This window comes from Bacillus sp. SYZHCR11, assembly GCF_057196865.1.
This window is the reverse complement of the sequence record NZ_JBXUND010000001.1, coordinates 265,470-281,880: the sequence shown is the minus strand read 5'-3', so window position 1 is coordinate 281,880 and position 16,411 is coordinate 265,470. Positions and strand designations below refer to the sequence as shown.

The following is a 16,411-nucleotide window of genomic DNA, read 5'->3' as shown; positions in this document are numbered from 1 at the left end:
TTACATAATAATATTATTGTTACCTACCCTGTAAACCTCTTAGGAAAGCAACAACTGCAAACTTCCGGCTTTCCTTAATTGATTCGGTTAATTCAAATGCACTCTGTTTTCTCAACACGGCAAAGCCGTGAAGAAGGCTCCTCAGTCCTCTCGCAGCATGAATCGCAGTGTCAGACTGTGCATAACCGTTAGCTGTCAGCTGCCTGACAACAAGCTCTACAAGCAGGCTTGACAGATTCTCAATCCGGCCGTCTTTTATCTTTTGAAATGTTGCGTCATATAATCCGGGATTGGCTTCGGCGAAATTGATATAGGCATCGGCAAGAGCGAGCAAAGCCGTTTCACCCGTCAGTCCTTCTGCAGAGGCCGCCATTTTTTCAAATAACATAGTTAAACCGGAGACAGCGAGCTCTGTTTTAATTCCTTGAAGGCCATTGACAAAATTGTAAAGGGAAGGCGGTTTTACGTTTAAGGACTTTGCAACGGCCGCAAGCGTCACTTCGTTCAGCCCTTTTTCGTCAGCGATGCCTGCTGCGGCTCTCAATATCATGTCAAGGCTCAATCCGACTCTCGGTGACATTATGATCGGCCTCCCGGCAGGCTTCGTTCCGCTTCCTCAGCAGCCTCAGCCATCATTTCAACGGGATTGCAGAGAACATTTCCATGTCCGGCGGCCAGACTGCTTGGTTGATGAGCGATAAGCGTTCTTGCTGTTTTTACAGCTTCTTCTTTATTCCACGTAGCAAAAGCCGGAAACGGAAATTTCCATTTCAGCTTCCCTGAAACAGCAAGGCCGCCCCGTACTTGAAAGGCATCTCCGACGATCAGCATATCATTTCTCATATCTTTAAAAGCGAGGCTTCCCGGCGTATGACCGGGAGCGGGAATGACAAGTAAAGATCCGATCTGCTCGCCGCCTTTCAGCAGGCGATCAGGTTCGGTCTGAACATTTTTCGGCACTCCCCCCTTTATCGGCGTTTGTGCTTCATGCTCAAATAATGAAGTGTCACCTTTCAGCAAGAAAGAATCCCGCTCAGAAATACAGACGGAGGCATCCGGAAATTCCGCAGCTAATGAGTCAAGCGAACCGATGTGATCCCCGTGCGCGTGGGTGAGTAATATGTCATTCAGCGGCTTCCCAAGCTGCCGCAATGCTTGTTTGATTCCTTTATGACTGTTAGGCAGTCCGGCGTCAATCAGGGTTACTCCTACTTCTTCTTCGACCAAATAACAATTCACCGGGAAAAGCGCTGGAAAAAAAGTCAGCTGCCAAACCCTTCCGTATTGTAAGATTCTCATCAACATCCCCCTAAAACTAATATCGTTAGTTTTATTATAACTAATACCGTTAGTTTATCAAGAGTTTTCTGTTTAAATCCTGAAAAAGGCGCGGGCGCTTCTCTTATGCAAAAAAAAGAAACGCGCATACTGTGATAAAAGATGCTTTCAGCCTGCGAATAAATCAGACTACTAAAACCAGCCGGATAAGCATACACTACTCAACGGAGGGGGAGTTTCACACCATGCATATCACACTTCAAAGCATCTGCCCTGTCTTAATGATTGCCTTTTTTCTGTATAAAAAGGTGAAACGGTCCGTCGGCTTTCAGCCTTTGAAACCCCGCTGGCTTTATACAAGAATGATTTTGTTTTCATTGCTGGCCGCAGCTCTGGCGTTTTTCAGCATCACACACCCGGCTTTATACGGCCATCTTATATTCGGCACTTTTTGCGGCTGGCTTCTGGTCCTGTTTGCCAAACGGAATATTTCTTTTGAAGAACGCCGCGGAAAAATGTATTTTCGCACTCACCTGTGGATTGAACTTATTCTATTAACATTTTTCCTATCGAGATTTGTTTATCGCGTTATTGAAATTTACCGGGTCACAGCGGACTTTACCCATCCGGAGGCATACAGCCAAACGGTCGGGGCCGATCCGCTGACCATCAGTATCTTTTATTTCATCGCAGTTTATTACAGCGGCTTCTCTTTTTATGTTTTAAAAACGAGCAGAGACCAAACCAATAACAGTCAGTACGGCTGACATCCCTGTCTAAAAAGCAGGGATGTTTTTTAATCGTGCCGCGTATGGTGAATCATTTGCTGAAGCACATCTAACACATGTTCATCCTCAGGAGAATAATAGATGGATGTTCCTTCTCTGCGTGATTTGACGAGGCGCAGATTTTTAAGAAAACGCAGCTGATGAGAAACGGTAGACTGCAGCAAATTCAGCTTTTCTGCGATATCATTTACCGCGTGTTCACCCTGTGACAGCAAATGGAGAATTCTGATTCTGGTCGGATCAGACAGCGCCTTAAAAGTCTGGGCAACCAAAAATAAAGTTTCCTCATCTAAATCGACAGCGGGGTCATTCGTCTTTCCGGATTCGTGAAATTCAGTCATATACCTCACCCTTCTTTTCTCAAGTAGCCCAATTATACCAAATGTCAATTGATGCAGGTACATCCTGCGCCTGACAAAAGAACCGTTATTTTAAATTTATGTTTCAAATACGGGTTTCCGCTTGGTTTCGCGCATTCATCTGTGTCATAATGAAAAAGTCATAATGCTCCTGAAATTGAGGGTGAAACACAGTGGAGAAAAAGAAAAAAGGCTGTTTCGCTGCCGCGGGTCTTATGATGATATGTGTTTTTGTCATGGTTTCCTTCTTCCTCATTCTGTTATTTTCAAATAATGAATGGCTCAAAAGCCTTCCGTTTGATGTCAAACCGATCGTGCTTGAACGGCTGACAGATTACAAACCGCTTGTTGAAGACGAGCTGGATGAAAAAGGACTCACCAAATATACATCGCTTGTACTCGGCATGATATATCAGGAGTCAAAAGGAAGAGGAAATGATCCCATGCAGTCTTCAGAATCTCTGGGTTTAAAGCGAAATGAGATTAAAAACCCTCAAACCAGTATCAAACAGGGAATCAAACAATTCACTCTCATGTACCAAACAGGCAAGAAAAAAGGCGTAGACTTGGATACGATTATACAAAGCTACAACATGGGAGCCGGCTATATTGATTTTGTGGCTGAACATGGAGGATCGCATACTGAGGAACTGGCAAAACAATACTCCGAGCAGCAGGTCAAAAAGAATCCGAAACTTTACACTTGCGGAGGGAACAAAGACAATTTCCGTTATCCCTACTGCTATGGTGATTACACGTACGCAGAAAAAGTAAAAGCAAAAACAAAAACCGTTGAACAATCCTTAAATGTAACAACACTTGAAACGCTTGAAGAGTAAAAGGCGCCCTGATGAGGCGCCTTTTTCCATCAATAGAAAAAAGCCGCGCAGAGCACGGCTTTTTTTAATAATACGGTGAGATCATTAAGTATACAATGACACCCGTCAGACTGACATACAGCCAGAGCGGCATCGTCCATCTCGCGATTTTTTTGTGGCGCTCCACCTGCATGCTGAATCCTCTGATCAGCGTAAACAGCGCAAGCGGCACGATAACGGCGGAAAGACAGATGTGCGTAATCAAAATAAAGAAATAAATCCCCCGAATGATGCCGTGGCCGCCGAATAAAGTATTCTCAGCTATCGAGTGGTACACGACATAGCAGATCAAAAACAGCAGAGTCGTCGTAAACGCCGCCAAAATAAAGCGTTTATGCGCTTGAATATTTTTTTGCTTAATCATAAAGAGCGCTGCCAGCAAAAAGATAAAAGTAAAGCTGTTAAAAATAGCATTTAACATCGGCAGAATATGAATATTGGCAATGCTGACCTGTCCCGATTTCGGCATAAAAAACAGCACCGCAATTAACCCGTTGATCAAAACGGTCAATGTCAGCACGATACCGGTATAACTTTTAGGTTTGTTTTCTGTCTGATTCATCTTATGACCTCTCTCAATTTTACTGACTATCCAAATGGTATGAGAATTCAGCTTTGATGTCAACGGTTTCGTCCGCTTCGTCAGAAATTAGACAAACTTAAGCCCTAAAAAGACCGGGTGTTTGAGACCCGGCCTTTCGTCATATTATGCTTCCTTCAACAGTTCTTCTATCACTTTATGTTCGTTTTCATTCAACAGATTTTTTGGAATGATCCGATCTATCGGTTTATTCATATGCTGATCGAGAATATCGGCTGTTTCTTTGTCCCCTGCGATTACGAGACGCTCCCATTGGTGTGAAGCGGCCTTTTGATCAAGGTTTGAAGCCAATCGTTTATACAGCCTGTTTTGGTTTTCTTCGACATGGACTTTGGCGGCGTCTTCGTCCATTGATGCGGAGCTTCCGCTTACATCCTGCGGTTTCCACGATTCATTGATGACGTCGTATTGATAATGCTCCACCCCTTCAATTTTTCCGAGTACTGTTTCTATGATCTTCACTTCATTCTGCTGGGTGAGAATAAAAGCCGTGCTTGGAAATTGTTCACGGAGAAGTTCTAATTGATCAAGGACAGCCGTTTCTTCCCAATAAAATCGTGTTTCGACAGGCACCTGCAATTCAATCGTCTCCCAGACACCGCCTTCCCCCGATGCAAAAAATACGAGGCTTCGCGGCATCTCTTTACCAAGCCCATCGATATATTGATAGACACGTTCCATGATGCGGACGAGAGATTTTTCTTCTTCCGGATCACTTACAGACAGATACTCTTTTAATCTCCGAAAACCGGTTTTCAAGGCGATTTTCCACTCTCCCCCCTGCTGATCCGGATTTCTCATATCCGTATTTACATATAAGGAAAGCATTTTATCAGGAGATTCCGTCATTACGTACTTCAATTTGCCGATGAGTGAGTCAATTGCCATTATAGATTCCTCCTTTTTCCGCTGCTCACTGTTCCTTTCCCTATCTGCACCGCCTTAAAAACGTCAATCCACATATAAACGGCAGACTTTTCTAAAAAAGTTTTTGCAAAACCCATTTACAAACCAAGACATCATTTACTACAATGGATACTTGTGTTTGACTAAGACTTTTACGCTGTGAAAGGAGTATGATTTTGTTTACTGCAGAAGAAAGAGATCAGAAAGAGCTGGAAAAAGAGCTTCATAAACTTGAATTTCAGATTTTCAGAATGCGGGAAAATCTGATAGATGTATCAAAAGACGCGCGAGTGCTTGGTATTGATCAATCGAACAATGATGATTGGATCATTGTTTCCTCGATTGATGATGGCCAAACATGTAAGATTATGCTGACTGATTGTGAATCAGCCTACCGGGGAAGAGGCTGTTTTTCACTGATCGCTTCTTATTATGACAATGCCATTCATATCGGGGATATTAAAGGCCCGCCGAACCACGGCTACGGCTCGATCTGCATGAAATTTTTAAAACATATCGCCAGAGAGCAGAATATCCCGAAAGTGACGGGCGACATCGCTAAGCGTGATTGGGATCATGTCGACCGGCTCGTTCATTTTTATGAAAAGCATCAATTTGATGTCTGGATTGACAATGATACGCAATCAGGCGGCATTAAATGGGTCGACCTGTAAAAAATGATAGATAAACCCTCGTTAATATGGTGTAATAGATTAAACCATTTAAGGAGGGTTTTTTTTGTATCCGGAAAAATTGAAAAAAGGCGACGGCATCCGTATTGTGTCTCCGGCCACAAGCATGTCCGCTATGTCAGATGAAAATATAAATGCCGCGAAGACAAAATTGGAGGAGCTGGGCTTTTGTGTCTCTTTTTCAGAGAATGCGAAAGAAATAAATGAATTTCATTCATCATCGATTGAATCGCGTGTACGGGATCTGCACGAAGCTTTCGCTGATCCTGACATCAAAGCGATTTTGACGACACTCGGCGGCTTCCAATCAAATCAGCTGCTCCGCTACCTTGATTATGAAAACATCAAGCGGCATCCGAAAATCCTTTGCGGCTATTCAGATATTACCGCTCTCGGCCATGCCATATATCAAAAAACCGGCCTTATTACATATTCCGGTCCCCATTTTTCTTCATTTGCCATGAAAAAAGGGCTGGACTATACGATTGACTCTTTCTTGGCCTGCTGTGCTTCTGACAACCCGTATGAGGTAAAACCTTCATCCGAGTGGAGTGATGATAAATGGTATTTGAACCAGGAGGACAGACGTTTTTATCGGAATCCGGGACCGCTCGTTATTCAGCCCGGATATGCGGAAGGAACACTGATCGGAGGAAATCTATGCACGCTGAATCTTCTGCAGGGCACCGAATACTTTCCGGAGATGGAACAAGTGATTCTGTTTATAGAAGATGATCATATGTCGGACATTCATATGTTTGACCGGGATTTGCAGTCACTCATCCATCTTCCCGCTTTTTCAGCCGTGAAGGGAATTGTCATCGGACGTTTCCAGCATGCTTCAAATGTGTCTGAGGAGGCTCTGCGTGCCGTCATCCGTACAAAAGAAGAACTGTCATCCATGCCTGTTATCGCAAATGCTGATTTCGGCCATACCTCCCCTTTGATGACATTCCCGATCGGAGGAGCATGCAGGATAGAAGCCGGCTCAGAAGGCGGACGGATATGGATCGATCGGCATTAATACATAAAGACGGGAAAACCGCCCCGTCTTTTTATTTTGACGCCTTATGCCGCGGCGTGCGAGGAGCGATCATAATTCGTCCGCCAGCCGCTGCCGTTACCCATACGGAAGCTCCTTCATAAAAACGGCTGATCTCTTCATTATATACGGCGTGTGTCAGTTCACGTTTATCATGCGTTCCGTCTTGGTTTTTTACGTTTAAAATAAGTACAAGCTCGTGCCTGCCATTCTTCATCACGCCAGTACGTCTCACCTTTTCAATAACGGCTGGCCTTCCTCTCCCTCTGTCAAGCGCCTGAAACAGCCTGACAGCAGGCATAGACAGTCCGATAACGAGCACAATGGCGAAAGCGGTGCATATACCTGCTTGAAACACCGGTGATTCCGTGGAGGCATTCCATAAACATATACATTCCGGCTCCATCAGATTCATCCCTTCCGATTCTTTTTTCACATCCATTCCTTATTATATTAGAGAAACGCTTTTTCTTTTTCCGCATATAACGATTATATACAGTCAAAAAAGGGAAGAAAAAAAGAACACAAAGCATTTCGCCTTGTGTTCTTCATCTCTATATGAAACTAGTCTAATACTTTAACATTTACTGTTCTGACGCCCCAGTTGTTAGCGTCACTTTTCTTTGCAACAAATACGTCAATTTTATTTCCTTTAATTGCGCCGCCTGTATCTGCTGCTGTTGCCACTCCGTAACCTTCAACATAAACCTTAGAGCCAAGCGGAATGACACTAGGGTCTACCGCGATGACTTTTGCATCAGGGTTTTTGTTTAAGTCAACACCGGTTGCCGTTACACCGGAAATGCCGCCGTCGTTAGCAGAGTAAGCAGTTGCAGTCATTGTCAGCTGCTTTTTAGGCTCTTGTTGGTTTGTATTTGATTGAACAGGCTGCTGTTTTGCTTCGACAGCCTTCGCTTCTTGTTTAGGTTGTTGTTGTTCTTGAACAGGTTCTTGTTTAGGCTGCTCGTTTTTGACAGCTTCTTGTTTCGGCTGTTCTGTCTCAGCAGCTGGTTTTTGTTCAGTTTGCGGCTGGCTGGCTTCTTGAGCCGGCTGTGCAGCCTGAGCCTGACCTTTCACATTTAACGTTGTGCCTGCGTAAATTATATCTGATTGCAAGTTATTCAAGCTTTTCAGATTGCCGACTGATGTTCCGAATTTCTGAGCAATTTTCCAGAGGCTGTCGCCCTGCTTCACTGTGTACTGCCCAGATGTGGTTGTTTCTACTGAAGAAATAGTCAGTTTCTCTCCTTCAATGATTAAATCAGAAGATAACTGATTCCATTCTTTTAAGTCCTTTAGGTTCACTCCGTTTTTTTGCGAGATCCCCCAGAGCGTGTCACCCTTTTGCACCGTGATTTCTTTAGCAGAAGCGTGAGCTCCAAATGCAGTTGTTGAAATTGCTGCAACTGCGACAAAGGACATAATCGTCTTCTTCATAAGTAAATCCTCCCTTGTTAGCTTTTTATTGGCGGCTAACAGGTGATATCGTAACATATGAAAATGTCAGTTCAATAACAAAACGATTTGAATTAGATTACAGTTCCTTTACATGAAACATTTCTCTCGCTTGGTAAGTCTTGCTGAAACCTTGATACAGCAAGGGTTTTCAAGCTTCTGATTTTTCCGGCGCCCATGAAAAACACAATGTGCAAATTTCTAAAAAAACTTTTTTTCACTCTGTTTCTCTTACATAATTTCGGATTTCTTCTAAAAAAACCGCTCCGTATTTCAATCTTTTTTGTTCCCCGACCCCTTTTACGGAAAGAAGATCCTGATCTGTTTTCGGAAGTTTCGCCGACATTTCTTTTAACGTCTGGTCTGAGAACACGACAAATGGAGGCACACCCTGTTCAGCTGCAATCTCTTTGCGGAGACGCCGGAGAAGCTCAAATAATTCATCATTTTCGGTAACGGCGGCGGCCTGTAAGGCTTCTTTTCTCGCGACTGCGCTTTTTCCAAGCAGAACGTCCCTGCCTTTTTGGGTGACCATAAGCGTGGGAAATGTGCCGTCCGCCATTCTGATATATTCATCTGAAATAAGAAATTCGATAAAATCACTGATTTCCGCTGCGGATTGATGCTTCATAATGCCGTAAGTGGACAGGCTGCTGAAGCCGTTTTCCAGCACTTTTTTATTTTTTGACCCGCTAAGCACCTGCGCCACCATCGTTTTTCCGAAGCGCTCATTCATTCTGATGATGCAAGACAATACCATCTGCGCTTCTTTTGTGACGTCATGGGCGGTCCTTGTATCAGTGCAATTGCCGCACGCTTCGCAAGCTTCCGCCTCATTCTCGCCGAAATACTTCAGAATAAACCGCTGCAGGCAATCTTCCGTATGACAGTAATCCACCATCTGTCTCAGTTTTTTGAGATCCTGCTTTTGTTTTTCTTCTCCGGCGGCCGATTGGTCTATTAAAAAACGCTGCACCATAATATCCTGCGGCGAAAATAAGAGCACACACTCGCTGTTAAGACCGTCGCGCCCGGCCCGTCCGGCTTCCTGGTAATAGCTCTCCATATCTTTCGGAATCTGCGCGTGTAAAACAAACCTGATGTTGCTCTTATCGATTCCCATTCCGAAAGCGGACGTAGCTACCATCACTTGTATCTGATCGTTAAGAAAACGCTCCTGCTGGTCTTTTCTGTCATCATCCGCCAATCCGCCGTGATAACGGCCGGCATTGATGCCGCTGCGTTTTAATTTCTCATATAAACGGTCGGTTTCTTTTCTTGTCGCTGTATATATAATGCCGGCTTCGTGTTTATTTTTTTCGAGGTACCGCTCGATAAACCGGTCTTTGTTTTCGCCCTTTACTACTTTAAACGTTAAATTCTCTCTGGCAAAACCGGTATATACAGTTTGTTCTTTCTTAATATGAAGCTGCTTGCAGATGTCATCATGAACCTCAGGCGTAGCCGTCGCCGTTAAGGCGATGATGACGGGCGGTTCTTTTAATTCATTAAAAAGGATTTCGATATTCCGGTAACTCGGCCTGAAATCATGTCCCCATTGCGATATACAGTGAGCTTCGTCAATGGCGACAAGAGGAACCGTAATATTCTGCAGGATGTGAATGAATTCAGAAGAAGTCAAACGCTCCGGTGTGATGTAAAAGAGCCGGTAAGCCCCTTGTTTCAAACCGGTCAGGCGCTCATGAATGTCACGGCTTGTCTGGGTGCTGTTAATATAAGCTGCCGCGATACCCGCTTCTTCAAGCGCGTCGACTTGATCTTTCATTAAGGAAATAAGAGGGGAAATAACGATTGTGGTTCCTTCAAACAGCAGTGCGGGAATCTGATAGCAGATTGATTTTCCGCCCCCCGTCGGCATAATGCAGACCGTGTTTTTTCTCTCCTCTGCAACTGATTGTATCGCCTGCTTTTGGCCCGCGCGAAGACTGTCGTAGCCAAAATAATGCGCCAGAAGGGATTGGGCTTTATCCAGCATATGTTGTAAAACCTCACTTTGTCTTTGATTCTTTCATTTTATCATACTGATAAAGTACGCTGCTCAAGGGCAATTCAAAATAAAAAGCCATCTCCGCAAGGGAAATGGCTTTCGCTACGTATGCCGTACGCAAGTAAGAAAGTTTTAAACCACCACTCCTCAAAGTGGGTGTTTGCAGAAGCGTTCCTGTCGTCCTCTGCAATGGAGGCATGACATTCCGGCTTCGATATAAAACTCCCTATTACAGCTTAAAGGTTAAAACTTAATTAACAATACGAACAATGTAGCTTCTCTTATATCCTACACCATCAGTCGTATTTTGGCAAGAGGGTTAATTCTTTTACAGAAAACCTTTTTTCTTTGTGAAAAATGCTTTATTCTACATAAAAATTGTTTTTTCGACAAAATATCAATATATCAATATAAGATTGAATCGAAAGCTGCCGCCAGTTTCTTCTATAATAGAAAAAACTCTCACACCCTGTAGGGGCGCAAGAGTTATGGCAATTAGAATTTTGCAGCCAGATCTTTCGCTTCTTGCAGTCCTTTTTCAATGATCGCTTGAGCGTTATCCGGTGCAGCATTATGACCTTCAACGACAACAGTGTGAAGATCTTGGACACCCCAGAAACCGAGAACGGTTTTCATGAAGTTTAATGACATTTCAAGAGATGCCATCGGTCCTTCAGAATATACGCCGCCGCGTGCGTTTAAGAGCGCTACTTTTTTATCTCCCATCAGACCTTTAGGGCCTTCAGGCGTGTATGTGAAAGTAACCCCTGCGCGAGACAGGTAATCAACATAAGTATGAAGCACAGCAGGCACTGTGAAGTTCCAAAGCGGGAATGCAAACACGACTTTGTCAGCTTTGACAAATTGATTTAAGTAAATGTCAGCAGTTGACGCTTGTTTTTTCTCTTCGTCTGTCATTTCAATTCCTTTTGAAGCTTTGAATGTTCCGTTAATCATATCTCTTCCGAGGTAAGGAAGGTTTTCTTTATGAAGATCAAGTTCGATCACTTCATCATTCGGATTGTTTTCTTTATAAGCAGCCAGAAACGCTTCGTATAATTTTACGGACACGCCTTCTTCAGCCGTACGGTCGCTTGATTTTACAAATAATACTTGAGACATTCTAAATTCCTCCCGGTAATCTTTTAATATTTACTTACAAATAGTATGTTACTTTCTTTTTTATATAAAGTCAATGATTTTATTTCGATTCTGAGATTTTTTATGGAATAAAAAAACAGGTACATATGAATGTACCTGCTGCTATTATTGTGAATCCTGCTCGCGATCCAGGATTTCGTAAGTTTGTGAGCTTTTTTGATCAACGGTTTCTTTATTTGAGAGGTCTTTCACCTGCTCGTGAAATTCCCTTTCATATGACGGAGCGTCTGTTTTCACATCCCCTTCTGTTTCTCGCTGCGCTTCGACGGTCATTCTGGCGTACGGTACGGCTTCAAGTCTTTCATAAGGAATTTCTTTTCCCGTTTTCTCGCAAATCCCGTATGTTCCTTTATCCATTCGTTCAAGCGCGGCGTTCACCTCATCTAAAAGATTCTGATCGACACCGTCCAGCGTCTGATTCGTGACCCTGTCCAAATAAATGCTTCCGTGATCAGCTAAGTGATTATCTACTCCGTTCGACAGTTCTCCTGTGTCTTCGCTCATTGAATGATTTTCTTTTGATTCTCCCTGAAGACTTTCCTTTAAATCGATTAATTTATGATAAAGGCTGTCCTGCTGTTCTTTTGATAATGACATATTCATCATCTCCTTTTTCGTCTGTATTCTTCGCTGCATCTGTTAATACATACCCTCGAAAAAGGAGGATGAAACAATGGGGGTCAATGCTTTCTCCCCCTGATGGTGACATTGGGTGTCTGCTGCTTTGTCTGTCTTTTTTCTTTCGCAGCATCATTTTGCGGGTTGTCCCGACTTTCTTCAGCGCAGGCTTGTTTGAGCCTGTGCGCCGGTGTATGGTAAGTGGCGCCGATATTCAGCATACCGCTCAGCTCTTCTATACTCAGCTGTTCAAAATCAATATTGTATTCAACCTTGTCCACTTTGACGTGCTCAATATGGACATATGTTTTTTCCCCTTCAACCGTTTGCGGCTCAAAATGACACTTATCCTGAAGCTCATCAAGCTGTTGTTCCACTTTCTTAAGCCGGTCTAATTCTTCTTCACACACTTTTTTGAACATCTCTTTCATTATTTTTTTCAAAGAAAATCACTTCTTTCCCCGTCACTCTTGGAAAGTTCTATGCGTCCCGTATTGCGAATATATAAACATGATATACAAAAAGGAGGCGAATCATGATGTTTTTTCCATCCGTTATCAACTTTGAGTATATAAAAATGAACGGAATCAGCGGCGGAGCGGCTTTTAACACCGGCTCTTCCGTTATGGTGAGAAACACAGCAGCCAATAAAAGAAATGAAGGGTACGGTGAACAAAACGGTGATTGCACCGTTGTCGCCATCCCTATCATGAGTATCGATGATTCAGATCTGATAGATGGCACAGCGAACAAGATCAGCCTTCGATAATGATCTGGCTTGCATCCCCCAGATGTTTAGCAATCGATATATATAAAATCCCGTCTTTGAATACCGCCTGCATTCCCTTCGTACCTTGAGCGGAATGCGGAAGATCGAGTTTTTTTTCAAAATCGCCGTATTTTCCGGTCTTCTGTTTAAAATCCTGTTCATTGAAAAAGGATTTTCTCGTGCCTTTTACGACAATATATTCTCCATAGGACAAAAGCTGAACATCTTGTTTCCGGTAGCCGGGCAGATACAGCAAAAATTGGAGCTCATCATGGGTTTCCACAATATCTATAAGAGGAAAAGCATCCTCATTTCTTCTCATTTGCCCATCTCCCTGTTGAAAGGGAAAATGAGAATGGCCGTTTTGAAATGATTTCAGTTGTTCATCATCAAAAACGTTTTTCCAAAAGTCGCCGCCGGACATGTTTTGCGCCATTTCCATCCATTGCTTCATCTTATCGAAATCCATTTTTATCGCCCCCTGTCTAAGCATACGGTCATAACAGCCGGCATACACCTGTATTAAAGGAGGTTTGCCTGTGGTTCAACCAACTCCATATATCAATATTAATATTTTCATGTTGAAAATTAATTCCTTTGAAAATGCTTCAGCGGTGAATGTCGGACAAAATTTACTGGCGGAATGGCAGAATTCTGATAAAAAGAATCAGGGATACGGACAGAACTTCGGAGATGCAAGCGGCTTCATCGGCACGAACGGCAAAGTGGATGACCGGGATCAAATTGATTCTCCATCAACCTTTGAGTCTGCATGCGACAAAATCCCTGCCGGAAAAGGAGGCCCATTATGATGTTTTCGCCGGTTTTGGTAAATGTAGGAGGCTTTAAAGTAAATGCGGTCGACCGCGGTTCTTCCATTACGATCGGCCCGTATCAGCAAATCGATTATTTTTTATCCAATAAGATCAACTACGGATTCGGTGAAGAAAATGGTGATTTGGCGCCGATTTATATTCCCATCAGTTCTATCGCTGATCCGGATCTCATTGATTCGAACTCCGGAAAAACAAGCATTATATAATAAAAAGGCCATCCGCATGCATTCGGATGGCTTTTATGTGATATTTAACTGCATAAGTATTTTGTTAAGATGGCTTGAACCTCAGTCAAGTCCGTTTCTTTTGCAAATTCCAATTCGAAAGTTTTTCCCCTTGTCATTAATACAAGCCCGGTATCGGGATCAAACATTCCCGCTTCTTGAATGGCGAAGCTTTCAATTGTTTTATATGGAAGAAATACGCGCACTTTCTTTTTGGAGAACATTTTATTATCAAAGAAAATCACTCGTTTATTCGTAAAGCATATTTGGTCAACCCGCAGTTTATAAATCGTTTCGATCCGTTCTCCCTCAACGAGCAAAGCCTCCAGCTTTTTTGTGTCGGTTGATCTGCTGACAGAAAAAATTCCCAATGAAGAACCCCACTTTCTGCTTCTATACTATTGTTTTATTACAATCATAAAAAATAAGTTCTTTATCCCTATATAAGAATACGACATAGACGGCATTTAAACCATTACGAACAGATTACATTTTTAGAACGTTCATCAAAAAAGCCCTTCGCGAAAGGTGCCGCTGTTATGAAGTAATACGATTCAGCGGAAGAAAAGGTTTCAAGAAAACGGTATTTTTTTCGAAAAGTCAGTTTTTTATTTTCGCCATAAAAAACCGCGGCTTCTCCAATGCCGCGGTTTCAACAAAACATCAACGATCCGTATCTTCAATTGTTCCTTCTTTATAGGTATCTGAAATTTGTTCCATCGTCGTGTCGGTGCCTTCTTCAGGTTGCACTTGCTGAAGCTGATCTGATGTTTTATTTTGTTTGTCTTGCTCTGTTTTTTTCATTTTGCAGCCACCCTTTATATGTAGTCTTTTTTAGTATGGCTCAGGCAAAATAAATTCATTCAGCTTTAAACTTCTTCAAAATACGCTTTGTAGAAGCCTCCGACTTTGTTTGTATTGTCTGCAACAAAAATGAATTCTTCTGTTTCATTTTTGACTTCATACTCTTTACCCGGCGTCAGCACATTTTTGACAATGTATTTTTTCGCATCTGTATGTACGCATTTGACCTTTTTGACGCTTTCTTTTGTCTGCCAATTATTATGAATCATTTATAAAACTCCTTTTCTTAATCGATAAGCTTATTGTAGCCGTTTTTTCTTGTGAATTGCAATAACGGTTATCGATTGATTTTACCGGGGGTGTTATTATAGAATGACTGTATGCGCTTACTTTGCGCGGACATCAAGATGCTCAAAACAGACCATAAAAAATTTCGGGAGGTTTGTTACGAATGAGTTCTTTAACGATGCAGATCACAAAAAGGCTGGAAACATTTTTACAGGGTACGAAGAAACTTTATATTGACGGAAAATTTGTTCCGAGCGCTTCAGGATCAACATTTGTCACACCGAATCCGGCAACCGGAGAAACGCTGATGACGCTTTACGAGGCACAGACAGAAGACATTGACAGTGCAGTGAAAGCGGCACGCAAAGCCTTTGATCACGGCGAATGGCGCACTATGCCGGCCGCTTCCAGAAGCAGGCTGATGTATAAGCTTGCCGATTTAATGGAAGAGCACAAAACGGAACTCGCGCAGCTTGAAACACTTGATAACGGAAAACCGATTAATGAAACGACGAATGGGGATATCCCGCTCGCAATTGAGCATATGCGTTATTATGCCGGGTGGTCTACAAAGATAACCGGACAAACGATTCCGGTCGCCGGCTCATATTTTAATTACACCCGCCATGAGCCTGTCGGCGTCGTGGGGCAGATCATCCCTTGGAACTTTCCGCTCCTTATGGCGATGTGGAAAATGGGCGCCGCCCTTGCCACAGGCTGCACAATCGTTTTGAAACCGGCGGAGCAGACACCGCTGACCGCCCTCTATTTAGCGGAATTAATAGATCAGGCGGGCTTCCCTGACGGCGTCATCAATATTGTCCCAGGGTTCGGCGAGACGGCCGGGGAAGCGCTGACCAACCATGACGATGTCGATAAACTCGCTTTTACCGGTTCTACAGAAATCGGCAAAAAAATCATGGAAAAAGCCGCAAAAAAAATTAAACGCGTGACACTGGAGCTTGGCGGAAAGTCACCTAACATCATTTTGCCAGACGCCAATTTGAAGAAAGCCATTCCCGGCGCTTTAAACGGGGTCATGTTTAATCAGGGGCAAGTATGCTGCGCAGGCTCCCGTGTCTTCATTCACAAAGACAAATATGATGAGGTCGTCAGCGAAATGGTTTCATATGCGAAATCGCTTCAGCAAGGCGCCGGCCTTCACCAAGATACACAAATCGGCCCGCTCGTCAGCCAGGAACAGCATGAGCGCGTGCTTTCATATATTGAAAAAGGAAAAGCGGAAGGAGCCAAAGCTGTCGCGGGCGGCAGCTGCCCGTTTGAAGAAGGGTATTTTGTCTCCCCGACTGTATTTGCGGATGTGGATGACAGCATGACCATCGCAAAAGAAGAAATTTTCGGCCCGGTCTTAGCCGCCATTCCGTATGATACGGTTGATGAAGTCATTGAACGGGCGAACCGCTCGGAATACGGTCTTGCAGCCGGACTTTGGACTGAAAATGTGAAAAACGCTCATTACATTGCTGACCGTCTCCAAGCCGGCACCGTTTGGGTCAACTGCTACAATGTTTTCGATGCGGCATCTCCTTTCGGCGGCTATAAGCAATCCGGCCTCGGGCGGGAAATGGGCTCTTACGCGCTGAATAATTATACAGAAGTGAAAAGCGTCTGGATCAACCTGGAAGATTAAATCAAACAAGAAACTGCTGCCTGTCAGCAGTTTCTTTCTTTTGTCATGCCGCC

The 16,411-nt window shown here is 43.4% G+C and carries 23 protein-coding genes and 1 other RNA gene; 8 read left to right on the top strand and 16 right to left on the bottom strand.

Annotation, left to right across the window (positions count from 1 at the left end; translation table 11 throughout):
* Positions 1-19: 19 nt before the first annotated feature.
* Positions 20-580 (bottom strand): TetR/AcrR family transcriptional regulator, encoded by a 561-nt coding sequence (locus AC2CGA_RS01545; RefSeq protein WP_069013334.1) that lies wholly within the window; start codon positions 578-580, stop codon positions 20-22.
* Complete coding sequence (locus AC2CGA_RS01540; RefSeq protein ID WP_024085465.1) at positions 580-1,299, bottom strand: MBL fold metallo-hydrolase; 720 nt, start codon at positions 1,297-1,299, stop codon at positions 580-582. Before AC2CGA_RS01540 ends, AC2CGA_RS01545 begins: the two co-directional genes overlap by 1 nt.
* 224 nt (positions 1,300-1,523) lie before the next feature.
* On the opposite strand from AC2CGA_RS01540, the gene AC2CGA_RS01535 reads away from it, so the two are divergent.
* A complete protein-coding gene (locus AC2CGA_RS01535) occupies positions 1,524-2,045 on the top strand; it encodes a CcdC protein domain-containing protein (RefSeq protein WP_003153804.1) in 522 nt (173 codons plus the stop codon).
* A 29-nt stretch (positions 2,046-2,074) separates the two neighbouring features.
* On the opposite strand, the gene czrA is transcribed toward AC2CGA_RS01535, so the two are convergent.
* Positions 2,075-2,407 (bottom strand): Zn(II)-responsive metalloregulatory transcriptional repressor CzrA, encoded by a 333-nt coding sequence (czrA, locus tag AC2CGA_RS01530; protein ID WP_003153803.1) that lies wholly within the window; start codon positions 2,405-2,407, stop codon positions 2,075-2,077.
* Positions 2,408-2,598: 191 nt separating this feature from the next.
* On the opposite strand from czrA, the gene AC2CGA_RS01525 reads away from it, so the two are divergent.
* Complete coding sequence (locus AC2CGA_RS01525) at positions 2,599-3,264, top strand: lysozyme family protein (RefSeq protein WP_003153802.1); 666 nt, start codon at positions 2,599-2,601, stop codon at positions 3,262-3,264.
* A 64-nt stretch (positions 3,265-3,328) separates the two neighbouring features.
* Here AC2CGA_RS01525 and AC2CGA_RS01520 read toward each other — a convergent pair whose 3' ends face one another.
* Together AC2CGA_RS01520 and AC2CGA_RS01515 are read right to left on the bottom strand one after the other, a co-directional pair.
* Positions 3,329-3,865, bottom strand: a complete 537-nt coding sequence (locus AC2CGA_RS01520; RefSeq protein WP_003153801.1) for a DUF420 domain-containing protein — start codon at positions 3,863-3,865, stop codon at positions 3,329-3,331.
* A gap of 144 nt (positions 3,866-4,009) precedes the next feature.
* Positions 4,010-4,792, bottom strand: coding sequence for a VLRF1 family aeRF1-type release factor (locus tag AC2CGA_RS01515; protein WP_003153800.1), 783 nt, complete (start codon positions 4,790-4,792; stop codon positions 4,010-4,012).
* A gap of 188 nt (positions 4,793-4,980) precedes the next feature.
* On the opposite strand from AC2CGA_RS01515, the gene AC2CGA_RS01510 reads away from it, so the two are divergent.
* Entirely contained in the window at positions 4,981-5,484 is a 504-nt protein-coding gene (locus AC2CGA_RS01510) for an N-acetyltransferase (RefSeq protein WP_014305189.1), read from the top strand.
* A 64-nt stretch (positions 5,485-5,548) separates the two neighbouring features.
* Entirely contained in the window at positions 5,549-6,526 is a 978-nt protein-coding gene (locus tag AC2CGA_RS01505) for a S66 family peptidase (RefSeq protein ID WP_014305190.1), read from the top strand.
* Between the two features lie 31 nt (positions 6,527-6,557).
* On the opposite strand, the gene AC2CGA_RS01500 is transcribed toward AC2CGA_RS01505, so the two are convergent.
* The 7 genes from AC2CGA_RS01500 to gerPC form a co-directional block, all read right to left on the bottom strand.
* On the bottom strand, positions 6,558-6,950 hold the full coding sequence (locus tag AC2CGA_RS01500) for a hypothetical protein (RefSeq protein ID WP_031306618.1): 393 nt from the start codon (positions 6,948-6,950) through the stop codon (positions 6,558-6,560).
* A gap of 158 nt (positions 6,951-7,108) precedes the next feature.
* On the bottom strand, positions 7,109-7,981 hold the full coding sequence (locus AC2CGA_RS01495; RefSeq protein WP_003153795.1) for a 3D domain-containing protein: 873 nt from the start codon (positions 7,979-7,981) through the stop codon (positions 7,109-7,111).
* Positions 7,982-8,216: 235 nt separating this feature from the next.
* A complete protein-coding gene (gene recQ, locus AC2CGA_RS01490; protein ID WP_003153793.1) occupies positions 8,217-9,995 on the bottom strand; it encodes a DNA helicase RecQ in 1,779 nt (592 codons plus the stop codon).
* Between the two features lie 107 nt (positions 9,996-10,102).
* A non-coding RNA gene (ssrS, locus tag AC2CGA_RS01485) (6S RNA) lies at positions 10,103-10,288 on the bottom strand.
* A 214-nt stretch (positions 10,289-10,502) separates the two neighbouring features.
* Positions 10,503-11,129: an FMN-dependent NADH-azoreductase gene (locus AC2CGA_RS01480; RefSeq protein WP_003153791.1), complete on the bottom strand. Its 627-nt coding sequence runs from the start codon at positions 11,127-11,129 to the stop codon at positions 10,503-10,505.
* Between the two features lie 144 nt (positions 11,130-11,273).
* On the bottom strand, positions 11,274-11,765 hold the full coding sequence (locus tag AC2CGA_RS01475) for a TraR/DksA family transcriptional regulator (RefSeq protein ID WP_003153790.1): 492 nt from the start codon (positions 11,763-11,765) through the stop codon (positions 11,274-11,276).
* An 83-nt stretch (positions 11,766-11,848) separates the two neighbouring features.
* Positions 11,849-12,229 carry a spore germination protein GerPC gene (gerPC, locus tag AC2CGA_RS01470; protein ID WP_044053333.1) on the bottom strand — a complete coding sequence of 127 codons (381 nt, stop codon included), beginning with the start codon at positions 12,227-12,229 and terminating at the stop codon, positions 11,849-11,851.
* 92 nt (positions 12,230-12,321) lie between these two features.
* Here gerPC and AC2CGA_RS01465 point away from each other — a divergent pair, with 92 nt between their 5' ends.
* Entirely contained in the window at positions 12,322-12,555 is a 234-nt protein-coding gene (locus AC2CGA_RS01465; RefSeq protein ID WP_014305194.1) for a hypothetical protein, read from the top strand.
* On the opposite strand, the gene AC2CGA_RS01460 is transcribed toward AC2CGA_RS01465, so the two are convergent.
* Complete coding sequence (locus AC2CGA_RS01460) at positions 12,542-13,024, bottom strand: Hsp20/alpha crystallin family protein (RefSeq protein WP_003153787.1); 483 nt, start codon at positions 13,022-13,024, stop codon at positions 12,542-12,544. The genes AC2CGA_RS01465 and AC2CGA_RS01460 overlap by 14 nt on opposite strands.
* 70 nt (positions 13,025-13,094) lie before the next feature.
* On the opposite strand from AC2CGA_RS01460, the gene AC2CGA_RS01455 reads away from it, so the two are divergent.
* On the top strand, positions 13,095-13,367 hold the full coding sequence (locus AC2CGA_RS01455; RefSeq protein ID WP_003153786.1) for a hypothetical protein: 273 nt from the start codon (positions 13,095-13,097) through the stop codon (positions 13,365-13,367).
* Positions 13,364-13,597, top strand: coding sequence for a hypothetical protein (locus AC2CGA_RS01450; RefSeq protein ID WP_003153785.1), 234 nt, complete (start codon positions 13,364-13,366; stop codon positions 13,595-13,597). The genes AC2CGA_RS01455 and AC2CGA_RS01450 overlap by 4 nt, the downstream gene beginning before the upstream one ends.
* Positions 13,598-13,641: 44 nt before the next feature.
* On the opposite strand, the gene AC2CGA_RS01445 is transcribed toward AC2CGA_RS01450, so the two are convergent.
* The 3 genes from AC2CGA_RS01445 to AC2CGA_RS01435 all read right to left on the bottom strand — a co-directional run bounded on the left by AC2CGA_RS01445 (position 13,642) and on the right by AC2CGA_RS01435 (position 14,688).
* A complete protein-coding gene (locus tag AC2CGA_RS01445; protein ID WP_003153783.1) occupies positions 13,642-13,986 on the bottom strand; it encodes a PH domain-containing protein in 345 nt (114 codons plus the stop codon).
* Positions 13,987-14,278: 292 nt separating this feature from the next.
* Positions 14,279-14,419 carry a DUF4025 domain-containing protein gene (locus AC2CGA_RS01440; protein WP_003153781.1) on the bottom strand — a complete coding sequence of 47 codons (141 nt, stop codon included), beginning with the start codon at positions 14,417-14,419 and terminating at the stop codon, positions 14,279-14,281.
* Between the two features lie 65 nt (positions 14,420-14,484).
* Complete coding sequence (locus tag AC2CGA_RS01435; RefSeq protein ID WP_025852320.1) at positions 14,485-14,688, bottom strand: DUF6501 family protein; 204 nt, start codon at positions 14,686-14,688, stop codon at positions 14,485-14,487.
* Positions 14,689-14,870: 182 nt separating this feature from the next.
* Between AC2CGA_RS01435 and AC2CGA_RS01430 the strand changes: the two genes are divergently transcribed.
* Entirely contained in the window at positions 14,871-16,358 is a 1,488-nt protein-coding gene (locus AC2CGA_RS01430; protein WP_003153776.1) for an aldehyde dehydrogenase family protein, read from the top strand.
* Positions 16,359-16,411: the final 53 nt, after the last annotated feature.